At 44.8% G+C, this 14,640-nt stretch carries 14 protein-coding genes; 9 read left to right on the plus strand and 5 right to left on the minus strand.

All coding sequences use genetic code 11. The features are described 5' to 3' along the window. Positions 1-40 precede the first annotated feature (40 nt). From AC58VC_RS12745 to rpiB, 3 genes are read left to right on the plus strand one after another with little or no spacing between them, the layout of a single operon-like run. Positions 41-1,156, plus strand: coding sequence for an ADP-ribosylglycohydrolase family protein (locus AC58VC_RS12745; protein WP_497369144.1), 1,116 nt, complete (start codon positions 41-43; stop codon positions 1,154-1,156). A gap of 16 nt (positions 1,157-1,172) precedes the next feature. Then, a complete protein-coding gene (locus tag AC58VC_RS12750) occupies positions 1,173-2,261 on the plus strand; it encodes a Gfo/Idh/MocA family oxidoreductase (RefSeq protein WP_497369145.1) in 1,089 nt (362 codons plus the stop codon). Next, the gene (gene rpiB, locus AC58VC_RS12755) at positions 2,258-2,728 is read left to right on the plus strand and encodes a ribose 5-phosphate isomerase B (RefSeq protein WP_497369146.1); all 471 of its coding nucleotides are present in this window, start codon (positions 2,258-2,260) and stop codon (positions 2,726-2,728) included. The genes AC58VC_RS12750 and rpiB overlap by 4 nt, the downstream gene beginning before the upstream one ends. A 53-nt stretch (positions 2,729-2,781) precedes the next feature. On the opposite strand, the gene AC58VC_RS12760 is transcribed toward rpiB, so the two are convergent. Beyond that, a complete protein-coding gene (locus AC58VC_RS12760; RefSeq protein ID WP_497369147.1) occupies positions 2,782-3,498 on the minus strand; it encodes a response regulator in 717 nt (238 codons plus the stop codon). Between the two features lie 143 nt (positions 3,499-3,641). Between AC58VC_RS12760 and trmL the strand changes: the two genes are divergently transcribed. Together trmL and AC58VC_RS12770 are read left to right on the plus strand one after the other, a co-directional pair. Further along, on the plus strand, positions 3,642-4,106 hold the full coding sequence (trmL, locus tag AC58VC_RS12765; protein ID WP_161408823.1) for a tRNA (uridine(34)/cytosine(34)/5-carboxymethylaminomethyluridine(34)-2'-O)-methyltransferase TrmL: 465 nt from the start codon (positions 3,642-3,644) through the stop codon (positions 4,104-4,106). 185 nt (positions 4,107-4,291) lie between these two features. Beyond that, positions 4,292-4,546, plus strand: a complete 255-nt coding sequence (locus AC58VC_RS12770; protein ID WP_497369794.1) for an AbrB/MazE/SpoVT family DNA-binding domain-containing protein — start codon at positions 4,292-4,294, stop codon at positions 4,544-4,546. Positions 4,547-4,898: 352 nt separating this feature from the next. Here AC58VC_RS12770 and AC58VC_RS12775 read toward each other — a convergent pair whose 3' ends face one another. The 4 genes from AC58VC_RS12775 to AC58VC_RS12790 are packed head-to-tail and all read right to left on the minus strand — an operon-like array spanning position 4,899 to position 9,901. After that, positions 4,899-5,966 carry a phosphodiester glycosidase family protein gene (locus AC58VC_RS12775; protein WP_497369148.1) on the minus strand — a complete coding sequence of 356 codons (1,068 nt, stop codon included), beginning with the start codon at positions 5,964-5,966 and terminating at the stop codon, positions 4,899-4,901. Next, positions 5,966-6,397 carry a hypothetical protein gene (locus AC58VC_RS12780; protein ID WP_161408825.1) on the minus strand — a complete coding sequence of 144 codons (432 nt, stop codon included), beginning with the start codon at positions 6,395-6,397 and terminating at the stop codon, positions 5,966-5,968. The genes AC58VC_RS12775 and AC58VC_RS12780 overlap by 1 nt, the downstream gene beginning before the upstream one ends. 52 nt (positions 6,398-6,449) lie before the next feature. Beyond that, on the minus strand, positions 6,450-8,078 hold the full coding sequence (locus AC58VC_RS12785) for a response regulator (RefSeq protein ID WP_497369149.1): 1,629 nt from the start codon (positions 8,076-8,078) through the stop codon (positions 6,450-6,452). Continuing rightward, the gene (locus AC58VC_RS12790; RefSeq protein ID WP_497369150.1) at positions 8,078-9,901 is read right to left on the minus strand and encodes a cache domain-containing sensor histidine kinase; all 1,824 of its coding nucleotides are present in this window, start codon (positions 9,899-9,901) and stop codon (positions 8,078-8,080) included. Before AC58VC_RS12790 ends, AC58VC_RS12785 begins: the two co-directional genes overlap by 1 nt. Before the next feature lie 158 nt (positions 9,902-10,059). Here AC58VC_RS12790 and AC58VC_RS12795 point away from each other — a divergent pair, with 158 nt between their 5' ends. The 4 genes from AC58VC_RS12795 (at position 10,060) to AC58VC_RS12810 (ending at position 14,610) form a co-directional block, all read left to right on the plus strand. Continuing rightward, positions 10,060-10,944: a carbohydrate ABC transporter permease gene (locus AC58VC_RS12795; protein ID WP_497369151.1), complete on the plus strand. Its 885-nt coding sequence runs from the start codon at positions 10,060-10,062 to the stop codon at positions 10,942-10,944. Next, positions 10,944-11,780: a carbohydrate ABC transporter permease gene (locus AC58VC_RS12800; RefSeq protein ID WP_497369152.1), complete on the plus strand. Its 837-nt coding sequence runs from the start codon at positions 10,944-10,946 to the stop codon at positions 11,778-11,780. Before AC58VC_RS12795 ends, AC58VC_RS12800 begins: the two co-directional genes overlap by 1 nt. A 168-nt stretch (positions 11,781-11,948) precedes the next feature. Continuing rightward, complete coding sequence (locus tag AC58VC_RS12805) at positions 11,949-13,268, plus strand: ABC transporter substrate-binding protein (protein ID WP_497369153.1); 1,320 nt, start codon at positions 11,949-11,951, stop codon at positions 13,266-13,268. A 112-nt stretch (positions 13,269-13,380) separates the two neighbouring features. After that, positions 13,381-14,610 (plus strand): MFS transporter, encoded by a 1,230-nt coding sequence (locus tag AC58VC_RS12810; RefSeq protein ID WP_497369154.1) that lies wholly within the window; start codon positions 13,381-13,383, stop codon positions 14,608-14,610. Positions 14,611-14,640 lie beyond the last annotated feature (30 nt).

The following is a 14,640-nucleotide window of genomic DNA, read 5'->3' on the forward strand; positions in this document are numbered from 1 at the left end:
CTATAGAGCATAATCTAACTATGTGAGGAGAGTTCATTCAATGAGCGAAAATGTTAGTCTAAAGGATAAATTTTATGGTTGTATTGCCGGAACTCAGGTGGGTGCTGCCATGGGCGCGCCTGTCGAGGGGTTGAGTCATCAAGAGATTGAAGCGAAATACGGCGTTTTGGATACATTTTTGCCATATGAGCGCAATAACAGCGGTTGGACACGTGAGGCTGGTACTACGGAAGACGGCGTGGAAAGACAAAAGCTGATGACGACGGCGATCCTTGCCAAGCAAGATCGTGTGAATGCGGAAGATATTCGCTCCATCTGGGTGAGAGACATGAAATCGGAAGCAAGCGGAACCCTCTTAGAACCGTTTGAAAATACGCTGCTGGCGGTTGCCAAAAGCGGTATCCCTGCCCGAGATATCGGCAAATATTGCGATTACGCGGGAATGAGCAGTGCGTCGGGCTCCTGTCAGCCGATCGGCTTAATTAACGCCGGTGATGTTCGCAATGCGGTTGCCGATGCTTTTGAAATTGGACAGCTGTATCAGACCTCCAAAAGCTACGCAGTGCGTTGGGCAGGTGTTTCCGCGGCAGCGATTGCTTCGGCTACTAGGCCAGGTGCAACCGTGGATAGCGTTATTGGCGACATTTTCAGATATTGCGACTATAGCGATCTTGCGCTTAAAATTGACGGCAACAAGTACGGCTACCTTCGCGATAATGTCATTCAAGAACTGGACTCTGGCTTGAAACGCACCGCACACTGCAAAGACTTCCGTGATTTGAGAGAGGCATTTGACAAAATTTATTACGGCTGCGGAGTTCCGTACTGCAACAGCTTTGCGAACGAAGCATTAACGAAAGCGATTTGCATTCTAAGATTGGTAAATGGAAACGCGTATGAAGCCATCCTTGCCGGCGTAAATATGGGAAGAGATACAGGGGCCGTAGCTGCAATCGCTGGCGGACTGGCTGGCGCGCTGAAAGGTTCGACATCAATCCCCGCGGAGCTGATTAAGCAGGTGGATTACGCGACAAGCTTGAATAAGTACACAACTAATCAAAAAACGATTCAGGAGCAAGCAGATGGCTTGTACCAAGCTTTTCACGCAAGACTCCAAAAAATCAATACATTTACGGAATCCATGCTGGCCGTTTAAAGGGGGAAAGATTTCCGTGTCCAGATTAAAAATAGGCATTATTGGTCTTGGCGAGGTTGCCCAAATTATCCATTTTCCCGTATTGGAAGCCTTGTCCGAGAGGTATGAAATTACTGCAATCTGCGACATTTCACCTAAGCTCTTGGAGGTAATCGGGAACAGGTATCACGTGCCAAACCGTTATGTAGACGCAGCTGAAATGACGAGCCTTCCAGAGCTAGATGCCGTTCTCATTTGCAATAGTGATGAATATCATGCTGACTGTGTGATTGCCGCTCTCAGAAACAAAAAGCATGTGTTAATTGAAAAACCGATGTGCTTAACCTTGCAGGAAGCTGACGACATCATCCGTGTCCGGGATGAAATGGGCGTGAAGGTCATGGTAGGGTATATGAGAAGGTACGCCCCGGCATTTGTGCAAATGGTTGAAGAAGTGAAGAAGCTGGATAAAATCAACTACGTGAGGGTCCGCGATATTATTGGGGGAAATCACTTATTTATCGACCAATCCAGCAAGGTCCACCGTTTCGATGATACCAGTGAACACGCCAAAACAGACCGTGCCGATCGTGCGGCTAAATTGGTGAAGGATGCCATCGGCGAAGCCCCTGCGGATTTGCGCTCAGCTTATCGTTTGCTTTGCGGGCTTGGCAGCCATGATTTATCAGCTATGAGGGAAGTGATCGGATTCCCCAAAAGGGTTGTTTCCGCTCGGCAATGGAATAACGGCCGATTTATGAGCGCGATTTTGGAATATGACGGATTTCATGTTACTTATGAAACGGGGATAGACAATATACGACGGTTTGATGCGCACATTGAGGTTTACGGGAACAACAAATCGCTGAAAGTCCAATACAATACACCGTACATGCGCCATCTTCCTACAACGCTGCAGGTGAATGAAACAAACGAAGAAGCGTATAATGAAACAGCGATTCGTCCTACCTTTAAGGATGCTTACACGTGCCAATTTGAATATTTTTACGATGTGGTCGTTAACGATTTGACGCCGAAAACAACGCCGGAGGATGCCAAAGAGGACTTGCAATTGTTCCGCATGCTGATCGAAGCTATGAAGGATTGTGGGAGGGACAACAATTGAAGATTGCACTCGGAAGCGATCATTGCGGTTTTGAATTGAAAGTGGCTCTGAAGCCGTTATTTGCTAAACTTGGCGTAGAGGTTACAGATTTCGGCTGTCATTCGGTAGAGCCGGTCGATTTTCCGGATGTGGCCAGAACCGTTTGTAACGCGGTGCGTGAAGGGGAGTTTCAGCGGGGGATCATGGTTTGCGGTACAGGCGTAGGCGCCGCAATTGCAGCCAACAAGATTCCTGGCATCCGGGCTTCGGTATGCCATGATATTCATTCGGCTCATCAGTGTGTGGAGCATGATGATGTGAATATCATGTGCTTGGGCGCACAGATCATTGGTCCTTGGCTTGCGGAGGATTTAGTCCGCTCGTTTTTACAGGCAGAATTCAGTACAGAAGAACATTTCCGCAGACGTGTTGGCAAACTTCACAGTTTGGAGCTAGAAAGTGCTAGAGAATTGATGAATGGTAAATAAAAAAAGCAATCGCCGCCCCTGCTTCCTAGAGTGGGCGGCGATTTTGTTATTCATTAAGCCAATGATTCTTTGACGACAGGTTCTGTCAGCTTGTAACCAACATTGCGAATCGTCATGATATATTCCGGATTGCGAGCATTTTGTTCGATTTTATCGCGTAGATGAGAAATGTGCACATCGACGATTCGAGTATCACCAAGGAAGTGGTAATCCCAGACACCATGAAGCAGTTGTTGTCTGCTTAGGACTTTGCCACGGTGTTTGCATAAGAATAGCAGCAGTTCAAATTCTTTCGGAGTAAGTTCGATCGGTGCGCCGTTCATCGTAACTTCCCGTTGGTCAGCTTTAATCGAGATCTGGCCAATTGTAATAGGCGTGTTTTCCGTCGCGGACGGTAAAGTTTGAATACGACGATGAATAGCATGAATACGGGAAATGAGTTCTTGCGGCGAAAACGGCTTCGTCATATAATCGTCAGCACCGTTATCCAGCCCCGCGATTTTATCCGTAAGGTCTTGCATGGCTGTAAGCATAATAATCGGAACGAGGTTATTCTGATTTCTAAGCTTGCGGCATACTTGAAAGCCGTCCATTTTCGGCAGCATAAGGTCTAGAACAATGAGGTCAGGTCGAAAAGTTTGAATTGCATCAAATACAGCTTCACCATCGAATACGCAATATACTTCGAAGCCCACAAGCTTCAGGTTGAACTCTATAAGCATTGAGATTGAAGGTTCGTCATCGACAACGAGGATCTTTTTCTTTAGCATTAGGTTGACTCCTTTTATCGAGAAGGATAACTCTATTATGCGGGAGCTCTATCATCGACATATTAAGATAAAGTTAACGCTGTGTAAAATTGCAATCCTTAGGCGCATATAATAGGATAGAAGATGAGGTGAATTTGACAGAGATGGCTTTTCATATTGTACTAGTAGAACCCGAAATTCCTGCAAATACAGGAAACATATCAAGGACATGCGCTGCAACAGGCACGCATCTCCATTTGGTTAGACCGCTGGGCTTCCAGACGGATGACAAAACGCTGAAGCGTGCAGGCTTGGACTATTGGCACTCCGTTAAACTCGAGTATCACGATTCGTTTGACGAGGTGCTGGAAATGTATAAAGAGCATCGCTTCTTTTTTGCAACGACGAAGGCGAAGAAGCGTTACACAGAATTTACATTTCAGGATGGCGACTTTTTTGTATTTGGTAAAGAGACGAAAGGTCTCCCGGAAGAACTTCTGCGTCAGCATCCAGAGACGCTGCTTCGACTTCCGATGTCAGATAACGTCCGATCGCTCAACTTATCCAATTCAGCAGCTATTATGCTCTATGAGGGATTGCGGCAGACAGGCTTCGAAGGCCTTGACTAGAAAGTAGAATGACGAGATTATTTAGGTCTGTGTCGACAAAATTGACAATAAAAGAAATTTCAGCTTTTAATTAGAAGGAGTTTCTTGACCAATGGCGAATAGTATTCCCTATCAGTCCGTATAGATGTGCTAAGCCTAGACGCTAAGCATAGAAAATGAGAGCGGAAGAGAGGTGAAGTCCTATGATGAAACCAGCCGGAGTCGTTCGTAAAGTCGATCAATTGGGACGTATTGTTCTGCCTAAATCGTTACGTAAACGATATCAAATGAATGAAGGAGATCCTGTCGAGATTTTGGTACAGGGTGATCATATCATTTTGGAAAGATACCGCCCGAAATGTGTATTTTGCGGCAGTATGGAGAGCGTAAGTGAATTCAAAGAACGTTACATATGCGGCATTTGTGTAACCGAAATGAATGCACTTAAAGTAAGAGCATAATACGAAAAAGCATCGTCTTTCCTTCGTGGAAAGAGGTGCTTTTTTTTGTTTGCGCTTGTTTTAGGGGAACTGTGGGACGCTCCAAAGCAGCCAAATGTAAAAAGACCACCAGAATGAAACATTCCGATAGTCTTAGGAAACTTACAGGCCCTTAGTTTTGTCCTCGTTATAGGAAGCCGTCATCATAGCGACGAGAAATAGTACAAAAACGGAATTAACGAGCCAAAATGTTGCTGATAAGCCAAACATTGCTGCACCCCCTATAGGTTAAAGAACGTAAAAGCATATAGTTAAGGCTTATTATACCCAACCATCCTAAAAAAAGAAACGAATAAAGTGTGAATAATTTCGGTTATTTGAAAAATAAAAAGTTCGTAGCCAGCGGTCTTAGCTTTCCATCGGACGGGCGGTTAATGACACTTCCCCCCATGACTAGCGTAGTTGAACCGCCTCCATCAAGGTTATAGGCGTCAACAATGCCTAACTGCAGCATCTTATCCTGCAGCTCAGCGAGCGTTGCTCCTGAGTTGCCGCTTTCATCATATCCATCGGTTACGATAAACAACAGCTGGTCGTTTTTGTAATCGGCCATCACGGTCCTGGCTGCACGAGCCGGCGAGCTCTGCCACTGATAAGGGATGGTCGTTTTGGCTCCGTTCTTGAGGAGCGTCGGAACGAAGGTCGAACCCATCAGCGGATTAAGCTTGTCCAGATCAGCTTGGGAGCTGAACTTGCCGCCAATAAGCTGGCGGTCTTTATTCAAACCGATGAAGGTCGTATCGTTTTTGCTCGGGAAGAAGCCGTTCAAGTACTTGCCGTTCATCACCGTCGTGTCGAGCGGGTAGCGCTTGCCTTTGCTGTCATCGGCAAAGCCTCCAGCATTCACGCCGGCAATAGCGCCGTAGCGTGATGCAGCTTCCAAGGTGGTCTCGCTCGAGCCCATTTTATCCTTGCCCAAGACAAGCTTAATGGCTTTATCACTCTTGAGGTTTACTTTAAGAGCATAACCTTTGTAGTTATTTTCATTCAAAGCAAACAGTTTCAAGTCGATATTTCCAGATGAGGCTTGTCGAATAGGGCTGCCGAGCTTTGCCGTAATCCGCGCATCATAGATGATGCCGGGCTTAGCTACCTGGGCTGTGGCACTCTGAAGTGCCGCCGTTACTTCTGCCGTGCTCTTCTCATACAGCTCAAAATATTGCTGAATAATGGTCTTGGTTTGCGCTGCATCATTCGTTGCTTTGGTCAGCAGGCTGTCTAGGGTACTCTTTTCTTGTTGAAAGGAGACGGGGGTCGGCGCTGTTGTTGACCATGGATGAATGGGGATACTCGCGGTAACGAATAGCAGCCATATTAACATGCCCACAAACGGGGCGCAGGCAAGGAGAAAGACGCGATTAACACCTTGAATCGTAGTCATTATTTTAACACATCCAAGTTCTTCTGCAGCTCATCCAGCTTCTTCTTCACATCAGCAAGCTGAGTGTAGAGCTGGTTGCTGTTATCGGTCTTGCTGTTGGCGCTGTCCTTCGTGAAGGCGAGCAGTTCATTCAGGGAGTCTACCTTGGTTTGTAAAGCTTTCATGTCTGTTGAGACGCTGTCTTTCAATTGGGTAACTTGCTTCTGATAATCTTCTTGCACGACTTGCAATTGCTGCTGGGTTTGCTGTGCGATATCGGTTGTTATTTGTTGTCTTAAATGCTCTGTATACAGCATGGCTGCTGCCACTCCGATTGCGATCAGCATGACCCAACCTAGAAACAAGTAAACGTACGTTTTTCTTCCAGCTTTTGTGGCTTTTGCAGCCCGAGGGAAGGAATTCGCCGTCGTTGTCTCGATTTGCATGCTCATGATAATCACCTCTGTCTCCTAGTATAGCATATTCCCTTATTTATACAGAAATTTAGATAGAATTCGATGTTTTTCGATATTCATTAGGAGTAATCCCCTCTAACTTTTTGAAAACTTTGCTGAAATATTTCTCATCCTGATAACCGACCATTTCAGCAACTTGAGAAATCCGAAGATGCGGATTGCGCAGCAGAACCTTCGCTTTGCTCATACGGATCTGGCCCAAATAATCCGAGAGGTTAACCTCGAATTCCTGTTTGAATTTGCGGGAGATATATTCGCGGCTTAGATAAAAACGGCTCGCGATCTCCTGCAAGGTCACATCTTCGTGATAATGATTCTGAAGGTACTCAGAGATTTCAAAAATAACATTTTTGTCCTTGTGTTGATTCTCAAGCAGCATCTTGGACATGTGTACGATACTCCGAGTAAGCTCCTGCTGCCACTGTGAAAGGGAAAGAATCCCCTGCTCGTCAAGCGGTACTATGACGCTGGTTGGATCATCCGAGAGCATCTCCTTGACTTTATCCTCGCTAATGCCGGAGAAGAACTGCTGTACCCAGCGACGTTTCATGACGGTGTATTCACGCCACCAAAGATCAAGCTGCTCTAGTGTAATGATCTCGCTTTGCTTGACGGTGTCCATCCACTGCCCGATAACTTCCTCAATTTGCTCGATGCTGCCGCTGCGGATAGCCAAATTGATTTTCTCCTCGTACTGGGTGAAAGTAAGCGCAGCTTGAGGAGATTTGGCAGGGTTCAACATGCTATGAATCCAGGTATCCCTAGCCTTGAGGTTGCGTTTGCGAAGCGCATCACGTGCTTCTTGATAAGATAAGGTCACATCAGCAGGGAATGCATGTAAACGACCTATCCCAAAATCAACACGTGTATGCAAGGCTGTACGCATACCTTCATTAATCTTTTCAAGAAAAGCCTCGGCGCCGAGCAGATCCTTCCATAATAGCAATACAATTTCCGTTTCACTGTGCCAGTGGCGGAAAGCGTAGCCGCGTCCATCGGTCGTGAGAAATTCATTACAAATGTTGATGAGCGAGAATAATAATAGATCCATGTTCTGGCTGAATTTATTTTTCACGCTGCGTTCCATGGTATCTAGTGATAAAATGGCAACCCGACATTCGTTATTGCTCCGGGTCAAATGAAGTTCCTTATCGAGCTGCTCTGCGGCACTCTCATAAGTGGAGGGCTCAGCGATGATGCCAGATAGTAACTTGTCCCAATACATCGGCTTAATCGTATTCATTTCAATATTCAGCTCGCGATTGGTTTTACGAAGCTCTTCATCCTTGGTCCAAGCCTGGATCGCTTTATCGAGCGCTTCATTCAGCTGACCTGGATCAATGGGCTTCAGAATGTAGTCGGTTCCTCCATACTTCAAGGTATGGCGCAGTAATGAGAAATCGTCATGACCGCTGATGACGATTGTTTTGGCGTCTGGGGCATTTGCTTGCAGCCACTCCAGCAGCTTCACGCCATTCATGATGGGCATCATCATGTCTGTCATAATAATTTCGGGATGGTGCTGTGCAATGAGCGCGGTAGCAGATTCGCCATCCGGCGCTTCGAGTATGGTATCAATACCGTGCTGCTGCCAGTTCACAAGCAGTCGGATGGCGTCACGTACATGTTTCTCATCATCGACAAGTAAGACTTTCATTAGTTAGCTCCCTTTTTCATCGGGATATGGATGACGATTCGTAAACCCCGGGGTTGCGCATGTTCAATGTCAAGAGCAGCATCATCAGTGAAATACAATTTCACCCTAGTCAACACATTGCTTAGCCCGATACAAGCTTCATCGCCCGTGGAAGGGGCATTTAGTCTGTTTCTAATTTCGCGTAAACGCTCCTCGGTAACACCAATTCCATTATCCTCAACAACCAGTTGTAAATATTCATATTCATCTTCTGTATGCTTAGATGATTGAATGCGCAAGAGCCCGTCCTCGGCTGCACTTGGGCTAAAGCCATGTTTGAAATAGTTTTCGACAAGCGGTTGAATGATCATCTTGGGCACGGAGATGGCTTTGGTGTCTTCTTCGATCTCATAGACGATCTGGAATTGATGCTCAAAGCGCTGCTTTTGCAGCTCCAGATAAGCTTTAATATGTTCAAGCTCTTTGCCTAGAGGGACGACAGATTCATTCGTATTCATGCTGTAATGCATCATTTTGGCAAGAGAAGCGATTAAGGCATATACTTTGGGCGCATCATGCTGCAGAGCTAGCGTACCGATAGATTGCAGCGCATTATTCAGAAAATGCGGGTTGATCTGGGCTTGCAGCGCCATAAGCTGATTGGACTTGTTAGCAAGCTCCAAACGATATTCACGCATGACCATTTGATTCAAATCCTGCATAAGGCCATGGAAGCGATTGGCTAGAATACCCATTTCATCTGTTCGCGTCAGTTCAATATCTTTATGCACCTGGCCTAATTGAACCTGACCAGCTTGAATGCGTGTAATATATCGTATCAATTGCTTTATCGGTTCCGTAAATCGAATAGAGATATAGATCGTTCCACCGATGACGATTAGCATGAAGAAAGTCAGAACTAGGGAGTTAATTAATGTTAATTGCTTGGCATTTTTGGTTAATTGATCATAAGGAAGACGCTTGACTATTGTCCAGTCGACATAGTCCGTTTTCATTTTTTCATAAACATTAATGCCGGCGTAAGGTCCTTTGCTCCATTCATAGGAGCCCCTATCCAAATTGCTGTGAATGGCTTCATTTCCCCAGCTATCTTCAAGTAATTGCCCCCATTTGGAAGGATCCGGACCGAAAACAATGCAGCCTTCATTATCCAGTATGTACAGTTCCTCAGTGTCATGTGTGTACAAGCTCTGCGAAATTTCCGATATAAGGTCTAAATGAAGATCAATGACAAGTTCTCCAATAGAGGTGTTATTGGGTGAGTACAGCAGCTTGCGATGCATAGACAGGACAGGTGTTGGTGCAGAATACACGTTAATTGCAATATTGTAACTGTGGCTCAAATGAGTGGTTTCAAAATAAACGGTTTTGTCTTCCGGAAAAGGACGTAAAGAAGCGTATTTACCAGTGGTGCTTCCTGTGAAATCGTTAATTGACAAAAAGGACCGGTCACTTACTGAAGCATACAAGTAAACCTGTTTGAACTCCTTAATGGCATGCGACATGACCTGCAACCCGCTTTTGATCACTTTATCACTCATGTAGTCGATATCCTGCTTACGCTCCAGAATTTCGTATAATTGTCCGAGCTCTGACAAATGCTGACCTGTATAGATCGTCGTTGACGCTTGAACAACTCCATTTAAATAGTTTAATATATTCAATTTCGCTTGGGAGATGAGGGCCGAATTGTTGGTGACGGTGTCTTCGGTGACTTTTTCCTTGGTGAATATATAGGAGACTACAATGGAGGTAATGAACGGAACGAGTGTGGCGATCAGTAAAAAAAGGATCAGCTTGTTGCGTATGCTATGACGAAACATGTCGAATCAACTCGGTTTCTTCGTGGACTTTTCACCCTATATTGTAGCAGTAGAGGTCAACAAATTCCACCTAATGCATCACGATTATCTGTGTTTCAGAAGGATAAAGGTATTTATACTATAGGTTATAGTTACCTAATCGTAAGGGGGAAATTCCCATGAAACAGAGCAAGGGGTTATCAGGACTATTACAGCAATGGGTGTTTATCGGACCTGCGTTCCTATTTTTCGCGCTCATTGTCGTGATTCCTTTTCTCATGAGCATTTATTATTCATTTACAGAGTGGAACGGTGTGACGACAACCGTGAAGTTTAACGGCTTGGACAATTTCAAGCACCTTCTATTTGATGACAAGGATTACCGCAACGCTTTCTGGTTCACAACGCGGATTACCGTAACAGATGTCATTCTTACGAACCTCGTCGGTTTCCTTCTGGCGCTCTTGCTAACACAAGCGCTGAAAACCAGAAATGTGCTGCGTACTATTTTCTTCATGCCGAACGTCATCGGTGGACTGCTGCTTGGGTTCATCTGGCAGTTCATTTTCGTCAAAGGTTTCGGGACACTGGGCGAGTTGACGAATTGGGGCTTTTTCCAACTGCCGTGGCTTGGCGACGCTCCTACTGCCTTCTGGGCGATTGCGATCGTGAGTATTTGGCAGGGTGCAGGCTACTTAATGATCATCTATATTGCGGCGCTTTCCAATGTGCCCAAAGATATGATCGAAGCAGCTTATATCGATGGAGCAACCCGTTTTCAAGTGCTCAAAAGCATTATTATTCCGCTCATTATGCCAGCGGTCACGGTTTGTCTATTCCTGACGATTTCGTGGAATTTCAAAATGTTTGACCTGAACTTCTCCTTAACCAAAGGTGGACCGTTCAACTCCACAGAATCCGTGTCGATCAATATTTATCAAGAAGCGTTCCGCAATAACAACTATGGCTTAGGAACAGCGAAAGCATTAGTGTTCTTCATCGTAGTGGCCATTATTTCGACCATCCAAGTCATGTATACGAAACGTAAGGAGGTTGAAGTGTAATGGAAACAGTCAAAAAATATTCCGGACGGCTATTCACGCTTGAAGTGCTGGGTATCCTGATCGCTCTGCTATTTCTAATTCCGTTCTACTTTGTTATTGTCAACTCACTCAAAACCTTCCCGGAGCTCGCTGCTAGTACAGCAAAGCTTCCGCAAACTTTATATTTGGATAATTACAAAAAAGTATGGACGATCATGAAATTCCCTAGTGCTTTCATGAACTCGTTGATCATTACGGTATTCAGTAATATTGGGCTAGTCGTTATCAGTTCTATGGCCGCTTACCGCATGGTGCGGAAGCCAAGCAAATTCAATAATCTTGTCTTCTTGGCTTTCGTTGCGGCGATGGTCATTCCGTTTCAATCCATCATGATTCCGCTTGTTCGTGTAGCGAGCCAAGTAGGACTGATGGACAGCAAGCTCGGCTTGATTATTTGTTACTTTGGCTTTGGTGTATCTCTTAACGTTTTCTTGTTCCACGGTTTTATTAAATCCATTCCACTCGAAATCGAAGAATCTGCTACGGTGGATGGTTGCTCGCCTTATGGCGTGTTCTGGCGTATTGTATTCCCGTTGCTAAAACCGATGTCTACGACGGTCGTTATTTTGAACAGTTTATGGATTTGGAACGATTATTTGCTGCCTTCTCTCGTGTTAAACAGTCCTGAACTGCGAACAATACCTTTAGCGACGTTCTCTTTCTTTGGACAATACACGAAACAATGGGATTTGGCTTTGGCTGGTCTAACACTAGGTGTTCTACCGATCGTTATTTTCTTCCTTGCCATGCAGAAGCATATTGTTGAAGGAATTACAGCTGGCTCCGTAAAAGGGTGACATATCTGTTAGGAAGTTCAAAATCTTCCACCTTTATGTTCAATATCCTCTGTGTTAAGGGTTCAAGAAAGTGTTTACAATAAACCATGTAAGCTGATGACGAGGGAATGAATGGCCCGTCATCATCAGGGTAAGCTGAGTAAACAAAAAAAGGGAGGCATTACCTCAATGAAAAAATTAACAATGATCAGTATGGCTGCTTTACTCACACTTTCTGTGGTTGCAGCTGGCTGCGGTAAAAAAGAAGAGACACCTGCACCTGCGGCATCAGCTGGGGCAGCAGCATCAGCAACGCCTGCTGCGGCTGGTAAACCTGTAACGATTAAAATGTTCCAATTCAAAGTAGAAATTGCTGATCAATTGGGTAAATTGGTGGCTGAATATCAAAAGCTGAATCCAAACGTGAAAATTCAAATTGATACAGTTGGCGGCGGCGCGGATTACGGCGCAGCTTTGCTGGCGAAGTTCAACTCCGGCGACAAACCGGACATTTTCAACAACGGTGGCTTCTCAGATCTTGATAAATGGATCGAAAACTTGGAAGACCTCTCCGATCAGCCTTGGGTGAGTGACCTTGTAGATGTGGCGAAAGAGCCAATGACCAAAAATGGTAAACTATACGGACAACCGCTTAACCTTGAAGGTTACGGCTTCCAATACAATAAAGATCTGTTCACGAAAGCTGGCATTACTGAGCTGCCAAAAACACTTACACAACTTGAGGATGCTGCCAAAAAGCTGCAAGCACAAGGGATTACACCTTTTGAAACCGGATATGGCGAATGGTGGGTACTAGGCAATCACTTCGTAAACCTTCCTTTTGCTTACCAAAAGGATCCGAATGCATTTATTGATGGCTTGAATAAAGGAACAGCGAAAATTCCAGGTAACGAACAATTTAATCAATGGGTTAAATTATTCGATCTTCAATTGAAATATGGTAACAAAAACCCGCTGCAAACAGACTACAACACACAAGTAACTGATTTTGCAACTGGCAAAGCAGCTATGACACAACAAGGTAACTGGACACAAGTCCAAATTTCCAAAACAAACCCGGATATCAAAGTTGGCTTCTTGCCAATGCCGATCAGCGATGACGCGGCATCGAACGACAAATTGTTTGTTGGTGTTCCGAACAACTGGGTAATCAACAAAAACTCCGCTGTGAAAGACGAAGCGAAGAAATTCTTGAACTGGATGGTTACATCCGATGTGGGTAAAAAATATATCACTGACGAGTTCAAGTTCATCCCGGCTTTCAAATCCATTCCTGCTGACGAAAAAGTACTTGGACCATTAGCTGCAGACATTATTGCATACAGCAAAGCTGGTAAAACACTGAGCTGGAACTGGTTCAAATTCCCTGGCGGCGAAGCATCCAGTAAAAAATTCGGCGATATTATGCAAGGTTATGTCGCGAAGAAGTATACGAAGGATCAAATGCTTGATGAATTCCAGAAAACATGGGATAGCCTGAAGAAGTAATACGATAATGGTTGGAAACAGAGCCTCAGCGCCAAAAGCTGGGGCTTTTTGCCGTTTAACAGAAGGATTAGGGGCTGTTACAATAAGGAGGACTGGGAAGCGGGGGGCTACGATGTATTTAGGAATCAAGACTTGGTTACAAAGCAGGGGGAACCTACTACCGCAAGAGAAAAGATTAACTCGTGAAGCGATTATTTCGCTCATTATTCATTCTACCTTTCAATTCGGCGCTTCGATGTCGGGTGTGTTTCTGAACTTATATCTTTGGCGTTTAACACACAGCGTAGCCGTAAATGGAACTTACAGTATTATCGTGTACATATTGACACCGATTGGCTTCGCAATTGGCGGCTGGATGATCAAAAAGAAAGACAGAATGGTCTCGTACCGCTTAGGCATCATGCTGATCGGTTTATTTTACTTGAGTGTGATTATCGCGCAAGATGCGCTCGTGAAATATTACGTTGCGTTTGCTATTTTCAACGGGCTAGCCGCCGCTTTTTATTGGGTAGGGTATTTAACCCTCATGTACGATGTGTCAACGGAGCAGAATCGCATTCGATACCTCGCGTATAATATGATTTTTTTCACGATGGCTTCATTAGCAGGACCAGCGCTTGCCGGGTTTATTATCCGTTTGAAAGAAGGACTTAGCGGATATACCATCGTTTTTTCTATAGCATTTTGTATGTTTCTTCTGGCAGCCTTGATCTCTTTGAAAATAAAAGCTTCCAGTGGACACCATAGAGTCTACTATTTAAAGTGGACCGGGCTCATTATGAAAAAAAACCGAGATTGGCTAAAAGCGTTGCTTGGTTTTTTTGGGATGGGCTTGCTTCAAGGTACCATGTTATTCCTTCCGAATATTCTCTTGTTTCAAGTTATGCCGCGGGAAGATATTGTGGGCTATTTAGGCGTGCTTTACTCCAGCCTCAGCATAGCCATGGGCATGTTTATTTCTAAATATGCTCAGGGCAGCAAATCTCGGATGTACTTGGCGATATCCACGATAGGCTATCTGGTAGGTGTATCGCTTTTATTAGGAAGCATCACGATTTGGTCTGTCGTAGGCTTTATGATTCTGTATTCGGTCTTTTCACCCCTGCAAGGCAATACAATGACAGGTTACTATTACGGTCTTATCGCCAAATTGCCGCTTAAAGGAGAACTGAAAGTTGAAAGTGTTGTCGTTCGCGAGCTTTTTCTAAATGTAGGTCGTGTGATTTCCATTTTTTGCTTCATTACATTTGGAAGTGATTTGGAAGGCGGGATGATTCCATGGATTCTCATGATCGCCTCTCTCACACAATTTGCCTTGGTCTGGTCCATTAAGAATCGTTAGAGCGAGCATGAAAGCGCCCTTTCAAGGTTA

Source organism: Paenibacillus sp. J22R67 (genome assembly GCF_059692175.1).

What these genes read in the sequence shown, in the direction of transcription:
- AC58VC_RS12745 (WP_497369144.1), top strand. Translation starts at nt 41, where the DNA reads ATGAGCGAAAATGTTAGTCTAAAGGATAAATTTTATGGTTGTATTGCC.
- AC58VC_RS12760 (WP_497369147.1), bottom strand. Translation starts at nt 3,498, where the DNA reads ATGCTAAAGAAAAAGATCCTCGTTGTCGATGACGAACCTTCAATCTCA.
- trmL (WP_161408823.1), top strand. Translation starts at nt 3,642, where the DNA reads ATGGCTTTTCATATTGTACTAGTAGAACCCGAAATTCCTGCAAATACA.
- AC58VC_RS12770 (WP_497369794.1), top strand. Translation starts at nt 4,292, where the DNA reads ATGAAACCAGCCGGAGTCGTTCGTAAAGTCGATCAATTGGGACGTATT.
- AC58VC_RS12775 (WP_497369148.1), bottom strand. Translation starts at nt 5,966, where the DNA reads ATGACTACGATTCAAGGTGTTAATCGCGTCTTTCTCCTTGCCTGCGCC.
- AC58VC_RS12780 (WP_161408825.1), bottom strand. Translation starts at nt 6,397, where the DNA reads ATGAGCATGCAAATCGAGACAACGACGGCGAATTCCTTCCCTCGGGCT.
- AC58VC_RS12785 (WP_497369149.1), bottom strand. Translation starts at nt 8,078, where the DNA reads ATGAAAGTCTTACTTGTCGATGATGAGAAACATGTACGTGACGCCATC.
- AC58VC_RS12790 (WP_497369150.1), bottom strand. Translation starts at nt 9,901, where the DNA reads ATGTTTCGTCATAGCATACGCAACAAGCTGATCCTTTTTTTACTGATC.
- AC58VC_RS12795 (WP_497369151.1), top strand. Translation starts at nt 10,060, where the DNA reads ATGAAACAGAGCAAGGGGTTATCAGGACTATTACAGCAATGGGTGTTT.
- AC58VC_RS12800 (WP_497369152.1), top strand. Translation starts at nt 10,944, where the DNA reads ATGGAAACAGTCAAAAAATATTCCGGACGGCTATTCACGCTTGAAGTG.
- AC58VC_RS12805 (WP_497369153.1), top strand. Translation starts at nt 11,949, where the DNA reads ATGAAAAAATTAACAATGATCAGTATGGCTGCTTTACTCACACTTTCT.
- AC58VC_RS12810 (WP_497369154.1), top strand. Translation starts at nt 13,381, where the DNA reads ATGTATTTAGGAATCAAGACTTGGTTACAAAGCAGGGGGAACCTACTA.